Origin of the sequence: Nocardioides sp. ChNu-99, assembly GCF_029493445.1 — a bacterium.
Lineage (GTDB): Bacteria > Actinomycetota > Actinomycetes > Propionibacteriales > Nocardioidaceae > Nocardioides.
The window spans coordinates 1-16932 of record NZ_JAHWBL010000008.1 but is presented as its reverse complement, the minus strand read 5'-3'; the positions used below and the strand labels follow the sequence as shown (position 1 = coordinate 16932).

Here is a 16932-nt window from a genome sequence, read left to right as displayed (position 1 = left end):
TCAGCCGTCCTCGGCGGGCGCCGGCTCGACCGGCAGCGGCTCGACCAGCTCGGGCCCGTCGTTGCGCACGTTCGAGACCGCCGCGGAGACCGGGTACGCCGTCAGCCGCCCCGGCAGCGCCGGCTCCAGGAGGTCGAGGAGGTCCGGGCCGGCCTGCGCGGTCGGGTCCAGCCAGTCGTCCCACGCGCCGGGCGCGACCATCATCGGCATCCGGTCGTGGATGCGCCCGAGGTCGTCGGTGGCCTGGGTGGTGATGACGGTGCAGGTCCACCGGAACCGGTCGGGGTCGTCCTCCGCCCGGTCGGGGTCGCGCCAGATCTCGTAGAGGCCCGCCATGACGAGGGTGCCGCCGTCGGCGGGACGGATGAAGTAGGGCTGCTTCACGGGCTTGCCCGCCCGCGTCAGCTGCTCGGTGACGTACCACTCGTAGTAGCCGTCGGCGGGCAGCAGGCAGCGCCGGGAGGCGAAGGCCCGCCGGAAGGACGGCTTCTCGGCGACCGTCTCGCTGCGGGCGTTGATGAGCCGCGCCGCCCCCTTCGCGTCCTTCGCCCACGACGGCACGAGCCCCCAGCGCAGGGCGCGGAGCTGGCGGCGTACCCCGAGGTCCTCCTCGGGCTTCGGGGGCCGCTCGAGCACCGCGTAGACCGGGTCCGTCGGCGCCACGTTCCAGCTCGGCGCGAGGGGCTCGGCGAGCACCGTCTCGGCGACGCCGAACTCGTCGGCGAGGTCGTCGGGCTCACGGGAGGAGGCGTAGCGGCCGCACATGGACCCAGGCTAGGGCGTGTGCTGGGCCGCGTCGTGTAGGAAGGAGCGCATGACCCTCACGCGACTGATCGCCCGTCCGCTGCTCGCCTCGGTGTTCGTCGTCGGCGGCGTGAACGCCTTCCGCAACGCCGACGACCTCGCGGCCAAGGCCTCGAAGGTGACCGACAAGATCGTGCCCAAGGTGCAGCAGGCCGGCGCCCCCGTCCCGAGCGACGCCGCCACCCTGGTCAAGGCCACGGCCGCGGTCAGCGTGCTCGGCGGCTTCACCCTCGCCACCGGCCGCGCGCCGCGCGTGTCCGCCATGGTCCTCGCGGCGACCCTCGTGCCCGCCACGGTCGCCGACCACCCCTTCTGGGCGGAGAGCGACCGCGCGGCGCGCGCCGACCACCAGGCCCACTTCCTCAAGAACCTCTCGATCATCGGCGGCCTCGTGCTCGCCGCCGTCGACACCGAGGGCAAGCCCGGCCTCGCCTGGCGCGCACGTCGCGCCGCCAAGGACGCCCAGCGGCAGTCGCGCACCCTCGCCAAGAGCGCCAAGCGCGAGGCGAAGCTCGCCCGGGCCAAGGTCGCCTGAGCCGCACCCACGCCGCGCCGGCACCACACCGGCGACACGCCGCGGGGGCCGGGGTCATCCAGGGTCGGTAATCTGCCGACCGTGACGACCCCGGCCCCTGCTGCGTCCCCGGCCGACCCCTGGCCCGCCCCGCGCGTGCGCCACGCGGTCGACACCGTGGTGTCGCTGCCCGGCAGCAAGTCGCTGACCAACCGGGCGCTGGTGCTGGCGGCGCTGGCCTCCGGCCCCTCCGTCGTACGTCGTGCCCTCCGCTCGCGCGACACCCTGCTCATGGCCGGCGCGCTGACCGCGCTCGGCGCGCGGGTCGACACCGGCGGCGAGGACTGGACGGTCGAGCCGCTGGCGGCGGGCGGGACCAGCACCGACGCGTCCGTCGACTGCGGCCTCGCGGGCACCGTCATGCGCTTCGTCCCGCCCGTCGCCGGCCTCGTGCACGGCCGGGTCGCCTTCGACGGCGACCCGCACATGCGCACCCGCCCGATCGGCACCGTGCTGACCGCGCTCCGCGACCTCGGCGTGACGATCGAGGACGGCGGCCGGGGCGCGCTCCCCTTCACCGTGGTCGGGTCCGGTGCCGTGCGCGGCGGCGAGGTCGTCGTCGACGCCTCGGCCTCCTCGCAGTTCGTCTCCGCCCTGCTGCTCGCCGGCGCGCGCTTCGACGAGGGCGTGGAGGTGCGGCACCGCGGCGGACCCGTGCCCTCGCTCCCCCACGTCGCGATGACGACGACGGTGCTGCGCGCCCACGGCGTCGAGGTCGACGACACGGTGCCCGACCGCTGGCGCGTCGCGCCGGGGCCCGTGCGGCCCGTCGACCACCTCATCGAGCCCGACCTGTCGAACGCCGGGCCGTTCGTCGCGCTCGCCGCGGCCACCGGCGGCACCGTGGTCGTGCGCGACTGGCCGAGCACCACCACCCAGGCCGGCGACGCCCTGCGCGGCATCCTCACGGAGATGGGCTGCACCGTCGCCCTCGGCCCCGACGGCCTGCGCGTCACCGGCCCCGAGCGCCTCTCCGGGGTCGACCTCGACCTCCACGACGTCGGTGAGCTCACCCCCGTCGTCGCCGCCCTCTGCGCCCTCGCCGACGGGCCGTCGACGCTGCGGGGCGTCGCGCACATCCGCCACCACGAGACCGACCGCATCACCGCGCTGGCCACGGAGCTCGCCGGGCTCGGCGCCGACGTCACCGAGACCCCCGACGGCCTCGTGTTCCGCCCCGCCCCCCTGCGCGGCGGCGTGTTCCGCACCTACGCCGACCACCGCATGGCCCACGCGGGCGTCGTCGTCGGAGCCGTCACCGACGGGGTGCTGGTCGAGGACGTGGCCACCACCGGCAAGACGTTCCCCGACTTCGCGGATGCCTGGACGGCGCTCACCGCGGAGCCCGGGACGGCCGGGGCCTGACGTGGCACGCGGGTACGACCGCTTCGACCAGGAGCACTACGAGCGCCCCCGCCGGCGCACCCGTCCCCGCACGAAGGACCGGCCCGACTACGCCGAGGCCGAGAACGGCACCGTCGTGCGCGTCGACCGCGGGCGCTACACGCTGCTGCTCGACGGGGGCGACCCCGAGCAGCCGGTGACCGCGATGAAGGCGCGCTCGCTGGGGCGCAAGGCGGTCGTCGTGGGCGACCGGGTGCGCCTCGTCGGCGACAGCTCGGGCGAGCCCGGGTCGCTCGCGCGGATCGTGGTGGTCGAGGAGCGTCGTACCGTCCTGCGCCGCACGGCCGACGACGACGACCCCGTCGAGCGCGTCATCGTCGCGAACGCCGACCAGCTCGTCATCGTCACCGCCCTCGCGAACCCCGAGCCCCGCTCGGGCCTCATCGACCGGGCCCTCGTCGCGGCGTACGACGCCCGCATGTCACCGCTGCTCGTGCTCACCAAGGCCGACCTGGCCGACCCGGAGACGCTGCTCTCGACGTACCGCTCGCTGGGCGTGCCGTGGCTCGTCACGCAGAAGGGGGCCGACGTCAGCGAGGTGCGGGAGCGTCTCGCCGGGCGCACCAGCGTGCTCGTCGGCCACAGCGGCGTGGGCAAGTCGACGCTGGTCAACCGGCTCGTCCCGGACGCGCACCGCGACGTCGGCCGGGTCAACGACGTGACGGGCCGGGGCCGGCACACCTCGACCTCCGCGATCATGCTGGCCCTGCCCGCGGCGGAGGGCACGACGCCCGACGGCTGGATCGTCGACACCCCCGGCATCCGCTCGTTCGGCCTCGCCCACGTGCAGCCCGAGCACCTGATCGAGGCGTTCCCCGACCTCGACGAGATGACCGAGGACTGCCCCCGGGGGTGCACGCACGGCACCGAGGAGCCGGAGTGCGGTCTCGACACCGCCGTCGAGCGCGGCGAGGCCGACCCCGACCGCGTGGGGTCCTTCCGGCGGCTGCTGGCCGCCCGCGAGCGCACCGACTACTGACGGGCGCCCCCGGCCGGGGACGACGGCCGATAGCCTCGGGCCCATGGCTCCTGCTGCCGGCGCGGTCGACCACACCGACGACCTCCGCCTCGCCCACCTGCTGGCCGACGACGCCGACTCCATCAGCCTCGACCGGTTCAAGGCCATGGACCTCCACGTCATGAGCAAGCCCGACCTCACGCCCGTCACCGACGCGGACCGGGCGGTGGAGTCGGCGATCCGCGCGAAGCTCGGCCGCGTGCGCTCCCGCGACGCCGTGCTCGGCGAGGAGGAGGGCTCCACCCCCGGCCAGGGCGGGCGACGCTGGATCGTCGACCCGATCGACGGCACGAAGAACTTCGTGCGCGGCGTGCCGGTCTGGGCGACGCTCATCGGCCTCGAGGTCGACGGCGTCGTGGTCGCCGGCGTGGTGTCGGCGCCGGCGCTGCAGCGCCGCTGGTGGGCGGCGGCCGGCCAGGGCGCGTGGACCGGGAAGTCGCTGCTCAAGGCCACCCGTTGCGAGGTCTCGGCGGTGCGCGACCTGGGCGACGCGTCGCTGTCCTACAGCTCGCTGACCGGCTGGGACGAGCGCGGCCGGCTGGAGGACTTCCTCGCCCTGTCGCGCAGCGTGTGGCGCACCCGGGCCTACGGCGACTTCTGGTCCTACATGCTCGTCGCCGAGGGCGCGGTCGACGTCGCCGCCGAGCCCGAGCTCGAGGTCTACGACATGGCCGCCCTCGACGTCATCGTGCGCGAGGCCGGCGGCGCGTTCACCAGCCTCGCGGGCGACGACGGCCCCTGGGGCGGCAACGCGCTCGCGTCGAACGGGCACCTGCACGAGCCGGTCCTCGGGTTCCTCGGCACCGCCGGGGGCGAGGACCCCGACGACCCGGGGCACCGCCCGGCCGGCTCCGGCGGCACCGTCCGCCAGCTGCGACCCCGCTGAGGCCCTTCCCCGTGACGCAGGTCACACCTAGGGTGGGCCGACGGGCCCCGGGCCTCCGGGGCGGGACGGAGGTCGTCGTGCGCATCCAGGACGTGGTCCGACGCGGCCGGGTCGTCACCACCCGGCCCGACGCCGGCGTGGCCGACCTCGTGGCCCTCCTCACCGAGCACGGCATCGGCGCCGTCGTGGTGCTGGACGGGGGCGGCGGGCTCGCCGGCATCGCCAGCGAGCGCGACGTCGTGCGCCGCCTGGCCGCCGGGTCCGCGGCCGACGAGGTCCCCCTGCTGGAGCGCCCGGTCGAGGCGATCATGACCGCGGTCGTCCACACGTGCGCGCTCCAGGACACGACGGCCGACGTCATGCGGGTCATGACCGAGCACCGCGTGCGCCACGTGCCGGTGCTGGAGGACGGCGCGCTGGTCGGCATCGTCAGCATCGGCGACGTCGTGAAGGCGCGCCTCGACGAGCTGGCCTTCGAGCGCGACCAGCTCGACGCCTACGTGCACCAGGGGTGAGCGCCGGGCCGGTCGAACGGCTCGGCGGGCCGTGGCTAGGCTGGCGGGCATGGACAAGCCCGAGATCGAGTTCCCCGACTTCGACCCGCCGACCGACCTGGTCATCACCGACGTCACCGTCGGCGAGGGCGAGGAGGCCAAGGCCGGCCAGACCGTCTCCGTGCACTACGTGGGCGTCGCCCACTCCACCGGCGAGGAGTTCGACGCGTCGTACGACCGCGGCACCCCGCTGCAGTTCCGCCTCGGCATCGGCCAGGTCATCTCCGGCTGGGACACCGGCGTGCAGGGCATGAAGGTCGGAGGTCGCCGCCAGCTCGTCATCCCGCCGCACCTCGGGTACGGCGACCGCGGCGCCGGCGGCGTCATCAAGCCGGGCGAGACGCTGATCTTCGTCGTCGACCTGCTCGGCGTCTCCTGACCGCACCCCGCACCGGCCGGCCCGGCCGGCACCCGGCTCAGCCCCGACGGCGGCCTGTCCTCACCAGGGCAGGCCGTCGTCGTACGTCGCGGCGTCGACGGCCCGTGCACTCTGGCCCTCCAGGCTCACGACGTCGCCCGTGGTCAGCTGCCGCCCGCGGCGCAGCTCGACCTCCCCGTTGACCCGCACCTTGCCCTCGGCGATGACGGGCTTGGCCTGGGCGCCCGACTCGACCAGGTTGGCCAGCTTGAGGAACTGGCCGAGACGGATCGATCCGTCGCGGACGGGGACGTCGAAGGGCTCGCTCACCCCACCATCCAACACCGCGGCGCGTCGTACGACGAAGCGCGGCGCCCCGCTCGGGGGAGCCGCCCCCTAGGGCAGCAGCACCGCGACGGTGTGGATGAGCACGCCGACGAGCCCGCCCACGACCGTGCCGTTGATGCGGATGAACTGCAGGTCGCGCCCGACGTGCAGCTCGATCTTGCGGGCGGCCTCGTCGCCGTCCCAGCGCTGGATCGTCGTCGTGATGACGTCGGTCAGCTCGGCGCCGTAGCGGCCGACGGCGAAGACCACGGCGTCGGCGAGCCGGCGCTCGATGCGCTCGCGCAGGACGTCGTCGGTGCGCATGCGGCGACCCAGGGCGACGATCTCGTGCTCCAGGCGCACCCGGAGCATGCTGGCCTCCTCGCGCAGGCCCGCCTCCAGCGCCCGCTGGAAGGCCTTCCACAGCGACACCCCGGTCGCGAGCACCTGCGGGTGGTCGAGCACGCGGAGCTTCAGCCGCTCGGCCCGCTCGGCGGTCGCCCGGTCGTGCGCCAGGTCGTGGGCGAGGTCGGTGAGCATGGAGTCGAGGGCCTGCCGCGCCCGGTGCCCGGGGTCGGCCTGGATGTCCTGCACCCAGCGGATCGCCTCCTGGTGCACGCGCTGCGTGACCGCGTCGTTGAGCTTCGGCGGGCTCCACCAGGGGGCACGCTCGCCCAGCACCTCGGTGAAGGTCTCCTCGTTCTTCTCCAGCCAGCGCACCAGCTCGGTGAGCGCCAGGTCGACGAGGCCGTGGTGGAGGTCGTCCTCGACCATCTCGCCGAGCAGCGCCGAGGCGATGGGCGCGATGGGCTCCTCGCGGAACCGCGGCAGCAGGACGGTGTCGGCGATCTCGGCGACGTGGCGGTCCTGCACCTTGCCGAGCGCGATGACGGCCAGGTCGGACACCTCGCGCACCACGCGCCGGGCGTGCTCGGGGTCCTCGACCCACTCCCCCACGCGTCGCGCGACCTGGGCGGCGGCGAGCCGGTCCCGCACGACGCCCTCGGCCAGGAAGTTCTCCTTGACGAAGTCCTGCAGGCCGCGGCCCAGCTCGTCCTTGCGCCGCGGGATGAGCGCCGTGTGCGGGATGGGCAGCCCCAGCGGGTGGCGGAACAGGGCGGTGACGGCGAACCAGTCGGCCATCGCGCCCACCATCGACGCCTCGGCGCCCGCGTTCACGAACCCCCACACGCCGTCGCGGCCGTGGGTGGCGACGTAGACGATCGCGGCCACGACGAGCAGCCCGGTCGCGACCGCGCGCATGCGGTTGAGGTCGCGGCGTCGGACGACGTCGGCCTCGGCGGAGCCGGGCACCGTGAACAGGTCGGTGGACACTCTCGGCTCCTCTCGGGGGGGACGGGCCGGGCCCACGATAGAGGGGCACCCGAACGCGTACGCCGGCCCGCTCCGGGTCCGCTGTGCACGAACGGCGGCGGCGGGGGCCCGGGGGCTCTAGGGTGAGCCGCGCCCCCGCGCCCGCGGGCGGCCCCCTCACGACGCCCCGGAGAACGCATGATCAAGCGCGCGCGGCCCCTCGCCGCGGCCGCCGTCCTGTCCACGCTCGGTGCCGCCCTGGCGCTGGTCCCGACGCCCGCCCAGGCGGCCACCGCCGTCCCCGCGGCCGCCGTCACGACGGCGGACCCCACCGACCCCGTGCCGCTGCCGGTCGACCCGGCCGACATCACGCCCGAGGTCGCCACGCGGACGCTCGAGCGCGCCCAGGCGGCCGTGGAGGGCGACCTCGTCGACCCCGCCACCGGCGAGGTGGAGTCCCCCACCCTCGCGCTGCGCGACCTCTTCCGCGCCAAGCCCCGCCTCGGCGGCGCAGAGCTCGCCGAGGCTGAGCGCCTGCTTGCGCGCCCGACCGACGGGGCCGCAGACCCAGGCCAGGACGGCTATCCCACGAATGCACCCGTGACGAAGGGCTGTCAGACGAACGTCTGTGTGCATTACCGGGCGGTGGAGCGCGACGCCACCCCGGCGGAGCAGGCAGAGCAAACTGCGGCGGGACATGCGACCGACGTCTGGGCCGCACAGACCCTGCGCACCCTGCAGGACGTCTGGAACTACGAGACCCGCACGCAGTCCTACCGCGGCCCCGCGCCCGACGGCACCCGCGGCGGCAACGCCAAGTTCGACGTCTACCTCACCGACCTCGCGTCGCAGGGCGTCTACGGCTACTGCATGCCGGAGGCGTACGCCGACGAGTCGGGGATGCGCGCCACGAGCTACTGCGTGCTCGACAACGACTACGCCGAGTTCCCCGACACCCCGCTCAACAGCCTGCGGGTCACCGCGGCTCACGAGTTCTTCCACGCCATCCAGTTCAACTACGACGTGAACGAGGACGGCTGGCTCTACGAGGCCACCGCGACCTGGATGGAGGAGCAGTACGCGCCGGAGGTCGACGACAACCAGCAGTACCTGCCGGACGGCCAGCTCGGTGACCCGTCCGTGCCGATGGACGTCTTCGGCGACAGCTCCTACGGCAACTGGCTGTTCTTCGAGTACCTGACGCAGCGCTTCGGGCCGCGCATCGTGCGCACCACGTGGGAGGCGGCGGCCGGCGCCACGGGCACCGACTACCACTCGCTCGTCGCGCTCAAGTTCGCGCTGTACTACAGCCGCGACGTCAACGGGGCCCGCGGGGAGTACGGGCAGGAGTACGCCGGCTTCGGCGCGGCCAACCAGCTGCCGGGCTTCTTCTACCGCGACGGGCGCGACTACGGCGCGGCGCCGAACGACGGCTACGTGACGATGCCCCCGGGCCGCTCCTTCGGGTCCACGCTCGCGATGCGCCAGCAGACGACGCGGTCCGTGCGCCTCGACGTCTCCCCGGCGGCGACGGGCCAGCGCACCCGACTGCGCTTCCAGTTCACGACCCCGCCCTCGGCCACGACGCCGGGCGCGTACGTCGCCGTCTACGACGCCGCCGGCCGGGTGCAGCGCATCCCGCTGCGCCTGACGGCGGGCTCGACCACGGTCGTGCTGCCGTTCACGACGGGTCAGGTGCGACGCGTCTACGTCACCTTCGCCAACGCGTCGTCGCGCATGGCCTGCGGTGAGGGCGACGAGGTCGAGCGCGCCTGCTACGGCTACCCCCTCGACAACGGCGTCCAGGTGCGCTGGACCGCCCGCGCCGAGCGCTACTGAGGCTCCCCACGGCTCCGGCCAGACACGACGGCCAGACACGGCGACGCCCCTGCACCCACCCGGATGCAGGGGCGTCGCCCGTCTCGGTGCCGGCCCTGCGGGCGGCCGGCGGGACGTCAGTAGACCGGGTCGTCGTCGGGGTCGATGGTGTGCATGGCGGCCTCCTCGGCGCTGGCCCCGGCGCCGTCGATGCCCTCGTCCTCGGCGTACGTGAGGTGGTCCTCGTCGGCGCGGGTGCCGTCGGCCTCCGCGACCAGGCGGCCCGTGCGGGCACCCCCGACCTCGCCGCCCACGGGACCGTCGACGACGTCGGCGTCCAGCTCCTCCTGGAGGCCCGCCCACTCCTCGGGCTCCTCCTGGCGCAGGCGCTCGTCGATCGTCTCGCCCTCGAGCTCGCCGGCCGCCGTCACGTCCTTCAGGTTCGAGCCCCGCAGGTGCTCCGGCGGGGAGAACCCCTCGTCCAGGACGTCGTCCACCCCGCGGTCGTCCAGCGTGTCCTGCGGCTGCAGCTGCTCCTCACTCATGTCCACGAACCTAGGCGGGCGCTGGTGACGCCCGCCGCCGCGTCGTCGTCAGCCGCGGGCAGCCCCGGCCAGCAACCAGCCGCCGAGCGCGGCCGCGGCGACCGTGGCGGCACCCAGCAGGACGACCCAGGCGCCGCCGGGCAGCGGCGTCAGCCGGCCCAGCACGTCGGCGTCGGAGTGCGGGGCGCGCCCCCGGCGCCGCTGCCCCTGCAGCTCGACGACCGGCCGTGGGGCGGCCAGGAGCAGGAACCAGGTCAGCAGGTACGCCGCCCCCACCCGCAGCTGCTCGCTGCCCCACCACGACACGGCGAAGACGGCGAGCCCGGCCAGCAGCACGGCGTACAGGCCGAAGAAGTTGCGGATCTGCAGCAGCAGGAGCGCGAGGAGCCCGAGGGCCACCCACAGGGCCGCGAGGGCGTAGCCCCGCGAGAGCACGACCGCGGCCACGAGGCCGAGGACGCTGGGCGCGACGTACCCCGAGGCGGCGGTCACCACCATCCCCGGACCGCTCGGACGACCGCGGGAGACGGTGAGACCGGAGGTGTCGGAGTGCAGCCGGATGCCCTCGAGCCGGCGCCCGCTCGCGAGGGCGGCCACGCCGTGACCGCCCTCGTGCACGATCGTCACCACGTGCCGGGCCCGCCGCCACGCCGGGCGCCACACCACCAGCACCGCGGCCAGGACGGCGGTGAGCGCGACCAGTCGCGGGTCGAGCGCCGGCTGGCGGGCGACCACGTCGCCCAGGACGCGGTCGAGGACCTCCTGCATCCCTCCAGCATGCCGGGGCGGCCGCGAGCCGTGTCCACATCGTGACGTCGCCGCCGCTGCGGCGGGCCCGCCGGGTCGATAGCGTGCGGCGGTGACCCTCTCGGATGCTGCACCCTTCTCCTCCCTGGACGACTACCTCGCCCTCCCCCGCGTCGAGGGCCTCGCCCTCTCCCCCGACGGCACCCGGGTGGTGCTGACCGTGGCGACGCTGACCGACGACCGCACCCGCTACGAGCGGGCGCTGTGGGAGGTCGCCGCCGACGGGACCGGCACGCCCCGGCGCCTCACGCGCAGCGCCGCCGGCGAGGGCGGCGCCACCTTCACCGGCTCGGGCGACCTGCTGTTCACCTCGGGACGCACCGGGGGCGGCGGGCCGGAGCAGGACGGGAAGCCCGTGGGCCAGCTGTGGCTGCTGCCCGCCGGTGGCGGCGAGGCCCGGCCCGTGACCGCGCTCGCGGGCGGGGTCGACGCGGTCGCCGCCACCGCCCTCGCGAGCGGCACCGTCGTGCTCGACGCCCCGCTGCTGCCGGGTGCGTCCACCCTGGAGGAGGACGCGGCGCTGCGCGCCGAGCGGGCCCGGCGCAAGGTGACGGCGATCCTCCACGAGCGGTACCCGGTGCGCCACTGGGACCACGACCTCGGACCGGCCGAGCCCCACCTGCTGGCCCTCGACCTGGACGCGGCCGGTCCGGAGACCGTGGTCCCGCCCGCCCGCGAGGACGGCGACGGCGCCGGCGACGGCGCGGACGACGACGCGGGGGCGGGCACGCCGTACCCCGCCCACCTCCTGCGCCCCACCGACCTCACTCCCCGGCCGGGCCGCTCGGCGGCGACCGCGGGGGTCGCCCTGACACCCGACGGGCGCACCCTGGTGGCGGCGGTACGACGCCCGCAGGGCCGCGCGGAGCGGTTCGCGCTGGTGACCGTCGACGTCGCCACCGGCGCCCGCACGACCCTGGTCGACGAGCCGTCGACCTACGTCGAGTCACCCACCGTCAGCCGTGACGGCCGGCTCGTCGCCTACGTGCGCTCGGCGTTCTCGACGCCCGCCGGCCCGGCCGACCAGGAGCTGTGGGTCAGCGGGATCGACGGGAGCGACCCGCGGCGCCTCGCCGACGGCTGGGACCGCTGGCCGGCCAGCCTCGTGTTCGACCACGACGACGCCGCCCTCGTCGTCGTCGCCGACCAGGACGGGCGGGCGCCCGTCTTCCGCGTCCCGCTCGACGGCGGCCCGGTGGTGCAGGTGACGACCGACGACCACGCCTACTCCCACGTGCGGGTCGACCCCCGCGACGGCACGCTCGTCGCCCTGCGCTCCAGCTGGCAGGTGCCGTCGCACCCGGTGCGCATCGCACCCGACGGCACGGTGACGCCCCTGACCACCCCGGCACCGCCGCCCGCCCCGGTGGCCCGCATGGACGAGGTCGAGACCACCGCGGAGGACGGCTCCCGCGTGCGCGGCTGGCTGCTCGTGCCGCCGTCCGCGTCGGCGCAGGCGCCGGCCCCGCTGCTGCTGTGGATCCACGGCGGCCCGCTGAACTCCTGGAACGCCTGGAGCTGGCGCTGGTGCGCCCAGCTCGCCGTGGCCCAGGGGTACGCCGTGCTGCTGCCCGACCCGGCGCTGTCGACGGGCTACGGCCTCGACTTCATCGCGCGCGGGTGGAACGCGTGGGGCGGCGCGCCCTTCACCGACCTCATGGCGATCACCGACGCGACCGTCGTGCGCGAGGAGGTCGACGCCACCCGCACCGCCGCGATGGGCGGCTCGTTCGGCGGCTACATGGCGAACTGGGTGGCCGGCCACACCGACCGCTTCGACGCGATCGTCACCCACGCCAGCCTGTGGGCGCTCGACCAGTTCCGCGGCACGACCGACGGCGCGCCGTACTGGGACGAGATCTTCGACGACGAGGGCCTGGCCGCGAACTCGCCCCACACGCACGTGGAACGGATCACGACGCCGATGCTCGTGATCCACGGCGACAAGGACTACCGGGTGCCGATCGGCGAGGGGAACCGGCTGTGGGCGGACCTGGCGGAGCACCACGCCGCCGAGGACGGCACGATGCCGCACCGGTACCTGTACTTCCCCGACGAGAACCACTGGATCCTCAAGCCGCAGCACGCGAAGGTCTGGTACCAGACGGTCTTCGCGTTCCTCGCCGAGCACGTGCTGGGCGAGGAGTGGGAGCGCCCGCGCCTGCTGGGCTGAGCGCCGCCGGCCACCGCCGGCCAACGCTGGCGACCGCCGACCACCACCCGGACGCACCGGAGGGCGCCGACCACCGGTCGGCCCCCTCCGCGCTTCGTCCCCCCGTCGAGTGCTGCGTGCCGTCGTGCCGTCCGGTCAGATGTCTGTGCGGCTGTCGCGCACGCTCTGCGTGCCGTCGGCGTGGGTGACGGTCGTGCGCGAGCGCGCCCCGCCGCCACGGTTGAGCGTCAGCGCGGTCAGGAGGATGACGAGGAGCCCGACACCGGCCATGATCCAGCCGACCATGGTCAGGTCGACGGCCTCGACCCGGTCCTGCACCGCGAGGGCGAGGACGAGACCCACCACCAGCAAGAAACCACCGAACCCGTAACCCATTGCCGCACCTGCTTCCTTGAGAGGGACTCCCGCGAGGGATTCGTGTCAGCATGCCCACGCCCGGGCCCGTTCACAAGGACCGGCCCCGGCTGGTCGCCCGATGTTTGGCGCCCGCCCCGGCGGACCACCCTGGGCTCCGTGCCTGAGCGCGACACCCACTGGACGGACGACTTCCCCCTCCACGCGACCGCGGCCGGGAGGCTGCTCGGCCTCCTGCCCGGCGAGGTGGCGACCCACAGCCACGCCGACGTCGCGGCGGGCCTCTTCCACGTGTGGACCCCCGGGCGGGGCGGCCTGCAGCTCGTCATGGGGCTCGACCAGGCGGTCTACGTCCGCGAGTCGTGCTTCACCGCGGCGCAGATGCGCGACTTCCACCAGCACGGCCGACGCAGCGACCTCGCGACGCTGGCCGAGCGGCCGCTCAACCACGCCGCGTCCGCCGTGGCGGCGATGATCCGCGTCCTGCGGGGCGGCGAGAGGGGCACCGCCGAGCCGACCGGGCCCACCCAGGCCGAGCTCGAGGACCTCGTCGGCAGCCCGTTGCGACCGACCACGCCCGACGAGGTCGCGGCGCGGCTCGCCGACGCCGACCCCACCACCCACCTGCTCGTCGGGGTGGACCGCGACCAGGGCCCCGGGCACTGGTACGTCGCGGTGCGCCTCGACGGGGAGGTGACCGCGCTGGACCCGATCGCGAACACGCGGCACCCCTGGCCCCCGCCGAACGCCGACGCCGTGCGCTGGTGGGCCAGCGGTACGCCGACCCCCGCCGCCCCGCCTGCCCCCGCGACGACCACCACCGCGTCCGCTGCTCCCCCAGCCCCCCGGCTCCTCCCGCCCCGCCGGCCCCGCCCGCCGCGCAGCAGGGCACGGTGCTGTGCGAGGCCGACGCCCACGGCACCCGCGTCTGGCTGCGCACGACCCCGTTGCTCGCCCCGTTCGGCCAGCAGCTCGTGGACGCGTGGACCCGGCAGCCGGCCGACCGCATCACCGGCGGGCGCGGCATCTGGTTCGGGTTCTGGTGGACCGCGCTCAGCCGGAGCAGCGAGGGCGACGGCCTGCGCGTCGCCGCCTCCGACCTCGGTCGGGTCGAGGACGCGACCAGCTGGAACGTGGACCCCGCGCTCGAGGTGATGCGCCAGCAGGTCGAGATGGTGGGCTTCTGCCGCGCGCAGCGGGACTCCGTCAACTTCCTGCGGACCGTCGCGGTCGAGCCGGGGTCCCTCGAGGCCCCCGAGGTCCACCTGCTGCGCCGTCAGCCGGGCGAGCACCCCGACTCCGGGTGGTACGTCGGCACCTCGCCCACCCCGAGCGCCGACGTCGAGGTGCTGGCGGCGAAGGAGGTCTGGCGGCGCCGACCCGAGCTCACCCGCTACCTGGGGCTCCCCGTCGGGTTCCGCGCCGTGTGGTCGGGCGGGCGCACCGCGTTCCTCCGCAACCCGGCCGGCAACTTGATCTGGGACGCCGCCGAGCACGACCGTCGACAGGCAGAGGCGGCCCCGGCGGGCCCGGCGGGCCCGGCGGGCCCGGCTCCCGCGGCCTCCGGGGCGACGCGCCCGCAGCGCACCGTCCCGCGCGGCGGCAGCCCGACGTACGCCCGGGCGGTGCAGGCGCTCAACGGCGAGCACACCTCCCCCACGGAGCTGCTCGCCGCGGCCCGCGAGGTGCGCGGCTGCTTCGAGCGCTCCGAGCACCTCATCGGCCTCCTGCCCGGCGAGGCACCCGACGTCCTGGTCGAGCTGTGGGAGCGGGCCGGCACCGGCGAGGCGCTGGTCGACCTGGGCGACTGGTGGCGCGCGCCGCGGACCGGGTCCCCCGACCCGGCGCGGGCGATCGCGGCGTACCAACGAGCCGACGCCGCGGGCTCGCGCGACGGGGCCCTCGGCTGGGTGCGCGAGACCTACTTCGCCGGGACCGGCGACCCCCGCCACGCCGTCACGCGCGTCGAGCAGCTCGTGGCCGACGACGCCGACGGGCGCGCGCACGTGCTGCGCGGGTGGATGCGGTTCAAGGGCTGGGGCTACCCGCAGGACGCCGCGGCCGCCGCGACGGACCACCGCACGGCCGCGGGACGGGGCAACGCGGACGCCCACTTCGAGCTCTCGGTGCTCCACGGGACGGGCCAGGGCGTCGAGCGGGACCCGCGTCTCGCCCTGGAGCACCTCGAGCAGGCGGCAGCGCAGGACCATCCCCGGGCGCTGCACAACCTCGCGGCGATGCACGCCACCGGACGCGGGGTGCCGGCCGACGCCGCTCGTGCGGTGGAGCTGTACGAGCGGGCCGCGGACCGCGGTCACGCGCAGGCGGCGTTCACGGCGGGCGTGATGCTGCTGACCGGTGAGGGCGGGGCGCCCGACGAGGACCGGGCCCGCGACCTCCTGGGGCTGGCGGAGCACCACGGCCTCGACGTGCGCGAGCGCGCCGGTGCGCTGCCGCCGGCGCTGCACGACCGGATCCTGGCCGTGCTGGCGCGCTGAGGGGCCTGGCAGGATCGCAGGGTCCCCGCCAACCCTTCCGAGGAGCCGCGCCGTGCCCCGCACCATCGCCACCACCACCGACGTCGACCTCGCCGCCCTGCAGGACTTCGTGCGCCCGCGCCACCGCATGGTGCTGCTGACCCGGCGTGCCGACGGGTCGCCGCAGGCCTCCCCCGTCACCGGCGGCCTCGACGACGCCGGGCGCATCGTCATCTCGACGTACCCGGAGCGGGCGAAGACGCGCAACGCCCGTCGCCGCCCGGAGGCCAGCGTCGTGGTGCTCTCCGACGAGTGGGACGGCCCGTGGGTGCAGGTCGACGGCACGAGCGAGGTGCTCGACGTGCCGGAGGCGCTCGACGCGTTCGTGGAGTACTTCCGCAACATCGCGGGCGAGCACCCGGACTGGGACGAGTACCGGCAGGCGATGCTCGACCAGGGCAAGTCGATCATCCGCATCACGCCGACCCGGTGGAGCCCGGTCGCGACCGGCGGCTTCCCCGCGCGGCTCGCGTGAGCGCGCGGCGCCGCGCCGCGGTGGCGGCGCCCCGCATCGAGGCGCCCTACCTGGAGCGGCTCGCCGACGGCTCCGCCGACGACCTCCGGCCCCGCGCCGACCTCGAGGCCATGCAGGTCAGCGAGGTCCGGGTCGAGCACCTCGACCTCGACGGGGCGGTGCTGACCGACGTCCGCCTGCGCGACCTGGCCGCCCACGAGACCGACCTGGGCGGCGCGCGCCTCACCGGCGTGGGGCTCGAGGGCGTCGACCTGACGGTGGTGCGCGCCTCCCGGGGGCAGTGGCGCGACGTCGAGGTGACCGGGCGCCTCGGCTCGATGGAGGCCTACGAGTCACGCTGGCGCTCGGTGCACCTCGTCGGCTGCAAGCTCGGCTTCGTCAACCTGCGCGGCGCCGAGCTGGTCGACGTCGCCCTCACCGACTGTGTCGTGGAGGAGCTCGACCTGGCCGACGCCCGCCTGTCGCGGGTGCGCCTGAGCGGCACGCGGGTGGGGCGTCTCGACGTACGACGCAGCGAGATGCGTGACGTCGACCTGCGGGGCGCCACGCTCAGCGAGGTCGAGGGGCCGATGGACCTCGGCGGGGCTGTCGTCACCCCCGAGCAGCTCGAGGCGCTGGCACCGCTGCTCGCCGCCGGGATCGGGCTGCGCGTCGAGCCCTGACGGGGACGACGAGGCGACCGGCGCCCGCGCCGGCCGGTCAGGGCACGGGCCAGGACCAGCCGTCGCTGAGGACGAGGCGGTGCAACCGCACCCGGCGGTCGGCCTCGGCGTCCAGCGCGGCCCGGAGGATCTCCGTCGCCACGAGGGGTACCCCGGCCTCGCGCAGCGTCTCCAGTGACGGCGCGGGCGGGGGCTCCACGTCACGGGGCCAGCCCGAGTCGGCGGCGGCGGAGAGGTAGCGGCTCAGGGCGTACCGCAACGGCCGCAGCGCGTTGGCGTCCGGGCGCTCGGTCTCCGGCACGCCGTGCGTCAGGACGGTCAG

18 protein-coding genes are annotated in these 16932 nt (G+C 75.5%); 11 read left to right on the top strand and 7 right to left on the bottom strand.

What is annotated here, in order from left to right; genetic code table 11:
* Window positions 1-765 carry an SOS response-associated peptidase gene (locus KK617_RS04580; protein WP_277498381.1) on the bottom strand — a complete coding sequence of 255 codons (765 nt, stop codon included), beginning with the start codon at window positions 763-765 and terminating at the stop codon, window positions 1-3.
* A gap of 49 nt (window positions 766-814) precedes the next feature.
* On the opposite strand from KK617_RS04580, the gene KK617_RS04575 reads away from it, so the two are divergent.
* The 6 genes from KK617_RS04575 (at window position 815) to KK617_RS04550 (ending at window position 5619) form a co-directional block, all read left to right on the top strand.
* Window positions 815-1339 (top strand): DoxX family protein, encoded by a 525-nt coding sequence (locus KK617_RS04575; protein WP_277498380.1) that lies wholly within the window; start codon window positions 815-817, stop codon window positions 1337-1339.
* An 81-nt stretch (window positions 1340-1420) separates the two neighbouring features.
* Window positions 1421-2743 carry a 3-phosphoshikimate 1-carboxyvinyltransferase gene (aroA, locus tag KK617_RS04570; protein ID WP_277498379.1) on the top strand — a complete coding sequence of 441 codons (1323 nt, stop codon included), beginning with the start codon at window positions 1421-1423 and terminating at the stop codon, window positions 2741-2743.
* Window position 2744: 1 nt separating this feature from the next.
* A complete protein-coding gene (gene rsgA / locus KK617_RS04565; protein ID WP_277498377.1) occupies window positions 2745-3761 on the top strand; it encodes a ribosome small subunit-dependent GTPase A in 1017 nt (338 codons plus the stop codon).
* Between the two features lie 43 nt (window positions 3762-3804).
* The gene (locus KK617_RS04560) at window positions 3805-4686 is read left to right on the top strand and encodes an inositol monophosphatase family protein (protein WP_277498376.1); all 882 of its coding nucleotides are present in this window, start codon (window positions 3805-3807) and stop codon (window positions 4684-4686) included.
* A gap of 77 nt (window positions 4687-4763) precedes the next feature.
* On the top strand, window positions 4764-5201 hold the full coding sequence (locus KK617_RS04555) for a CBS domain-containing protein (protein WP_277498375.1): 438 nt from the start codon (window positions 4764-4766) through the stop codon (window positions 5199-5201).
* Window positions 5202-5250: 49 nt separating this feature from the next.
* A complete protein-coding gene (locus tag KK617_RS04550; RefSeq protein ID WP_277498374.1) occupies window positions 5251-5619 on the top strand; it encodes an FKBP-type peptidyl-prolyl cis-trans isomerase in 369 nt (122 codons plus the stop codon).
* Between the two features lie 60 nt (window positions 5620-5679).
* Here the strand turns inward: KK617_RS04550 and KK617_RS04545 are convergent, their stop codons facing one another.
* Both KK617_RS04545 and KK617_RS04540 read right to left on the bottom strand, forming a co-directional pair.
* Entirely contained in the window at window positions 5680-5928 is a 249-nt protein-coding gene (locus tag KK617_RS04545) for an RNA-binding S4 domain-containing protein (RefSeq protein WP_277498373.1), read from the bottom strand.
* Window positions 5929-5994: 66 nt separating this feature from the next.
* Window positions 5995-7260, bottom strand: a complete 1266-nt coding sequence (locus tag KK617_RS04540) for a DUF445 domain-containing protein (protein WP_277498372.1) — start codon at window positions 7258-7260, stop codon at window positions 5995-5997.
* A gap of 177 nt (window positions 7261-7437) precedes the next feature.
* Between KK617_RS04540 and KK617_RS04535 the strand changes: the two genes are divergently transcribed.
* Window positions 7438-9078 carry an MXAN_6640 family putative metalloprotease gene (locus tag KK617_RS04535; protein ID WP_277498371.1) on the top strand — a complete coding sequence of 547 codons (1641 nt, stop codon included), beginning with the start codon at window positions 7438-7440 and terminating at the stop codon, window positions 9076-9078.
* A 116-nt stretch (window positions 9079-9194) separates the two neighbouring features.
* Here the strand turns inward: KK617_RS04535 and KK617_RS04530 are convergent, their stop codons facing one another.
* Window positions 9195-9602, bottom strand: coding sequence for a DUF5709 domain-containing protein (locus KK617_RS04530; protein ID WP_277498370.1), 408 nt, complete (start codon window positions 9600-9602; stop codon window positions 9195-9197).
* Between the two features lie 48 nt (window positions 9603-9650).
* Window positions 9651-10370 (bottom strand): M50 family metallopeptidase, encoded by a 720-nt coding sequence (locus KK617_RS04525; protein WP_277498369.1) that lies wholly within the window; start codon window positions 10368-10370, stop codon window positions 9651-9653.
* A 91-nt stretch (window positions 10371-10461) separates the two neighbouring features.
* Between KK617_RS04525 and KK617_RS04520 the strand changes: the two genes are divergently transcribed.
* A complete protein-coding gene (locus KK617_RS04520; protein WP_277498367.1) occupies window positions 10462-12582 on the top strand; it encodes an alpha/beta fold hydrolase in 2121 nt (706 codons plus the stop codon).
* Window positions 12583-12717: 135 nt separating this feature from the next.
* Here KK617_RS04520 and KK617_RS04515 read toward each other — a convergent pair whose 3' ends face one another.
* A complete protein-coding gene (locus tag KK617_RS04515; RefSeq protein ID WP_277498366.1) occupies window positions 12718-12957 on the bottom strand; it encodes a DUF6458 family protein in 240 nt (79 codons plus the stop codon).
* A gap of 743 nt (window positions 12958-13700) precedes the next feature.
* Between KK617_RS04515 and KK617_RS04510 the strand changes: the two genes are divergently transcribed.
* Genes KK617_RS04510 through KK617_RS04500 form a run of 3 tightly spaced genes read left to right on the top strand, consistent with a single transcriptional unit; the run spans window position 13701 to window position 16610 of the window.
* Window positions 13701-15434 carry a tetratricopeptide repeat protein gene (locus KK617_RS04510; RefSeq protein ID WP_277498365.1) on the top strand — a complete coding sequence of 578 codons (1734 nt, stop codon included), beginning with the start codon at window positions 13701-13703 and terminating at the stop codon, window positions 15432-15434.
* Window positions 15435-15486: 52 nt separating this feature from the next.
* Window positions 15487-15948: a PPOX class F420-dependent oxidoreductase gene (locus tag KK617_RS04505; RefSeq protein WP_277498364.1), complete on the top strand. Its 462-nt coding sequence runs from the start codon at window positions 15487-15489 to the stop codon at window positions 15946-15948.
* The gene (locus KK617_RS04500; protein ID WP_277498363.1) at window positions 15945-16610 is read left to right on the top strand and encodes a pentapeptide repeat-containing protein; all 666 of its coding nucleotides are present in this window, start codon (window positions 15945-15947) and stop codon (window positions 16608-16610) included. The genes KK617_RS04505 and KK617_RS04500 overlap by 4 nt, the downstream gene beginning before the upstream one ends.
* A gap of 37 nt (window positions 16611-16647) precedes the next feature.
* Here the strand turns inward: KK617_RS04500 and KK617_RS04495 are convergent.
* A partial coding sequence (locus KK617_RS04495) for a hypothetical protein (protein WP_277498362.1) occupies window positions 16648-16932 on the bottom strand: 285 nt, incomplete at its 5' end.

Bases quoted from the DNA above. Each gene is read 5' to 3' on its own strand.
- KK617_RS04580 (WP_277498381.1), bottom strand. From the start codon at position 765: ATGTGCGGCCGCTACGCCTCCTCCCGTGAGCCCGACGACCTCGCCGAC.
- KK617_RS04575 (WP_277498380.1), top strand. From the start codon at position 815: ATGACCCTCACGCGACTGATCGCCCGTCCGCTGCTCGCCTCGGTGTTC.
- KK617_RS04560 (WP_277498376.1), top strand. From the start codon at position 3,805: ATGGCTCCTGCTGCCGGCGCGGTCGACCACACCGACGACCTCCGCCTC.
- KK617_RS04550 (WP_277498374.1), top strand. From the start codon at position 5,251: ATGGACAAGCCCGAGATCGAGTTCCCCGACTTCGACCCGCCGACCGAC.
- KK617_RS04535 (WP_277498371.1), top strand. From the start codon at position 7,438: ATGATCAAGCGCGCGCGGCCCCTCGCCGCGGCCGCCGTCCTGTCCACG.
- KK617_RS04530 (WP_277498370.1), bottom strand. From the start codon at position 9,602: ATGAGTGAGGAGCAGCTGCAGCCGCAGGACACGCTGGACGACCGCGGG.
- KK617_RS04525 (WP_277498369.1), bottom strand. From the start codon at position 10,370: ATGCAGGAGGTCCTCGACCGCGTCCTGGGCGACGTGGTCGCCCGCCAG.
- KK617_RS04515 (WP_277498366.1), bottom strand. From the start codon at position 12,957: ATGGGTTACGGGTTCGGTGGTTTCTTGCTGGTGGTGGGTCTCGTCCTC.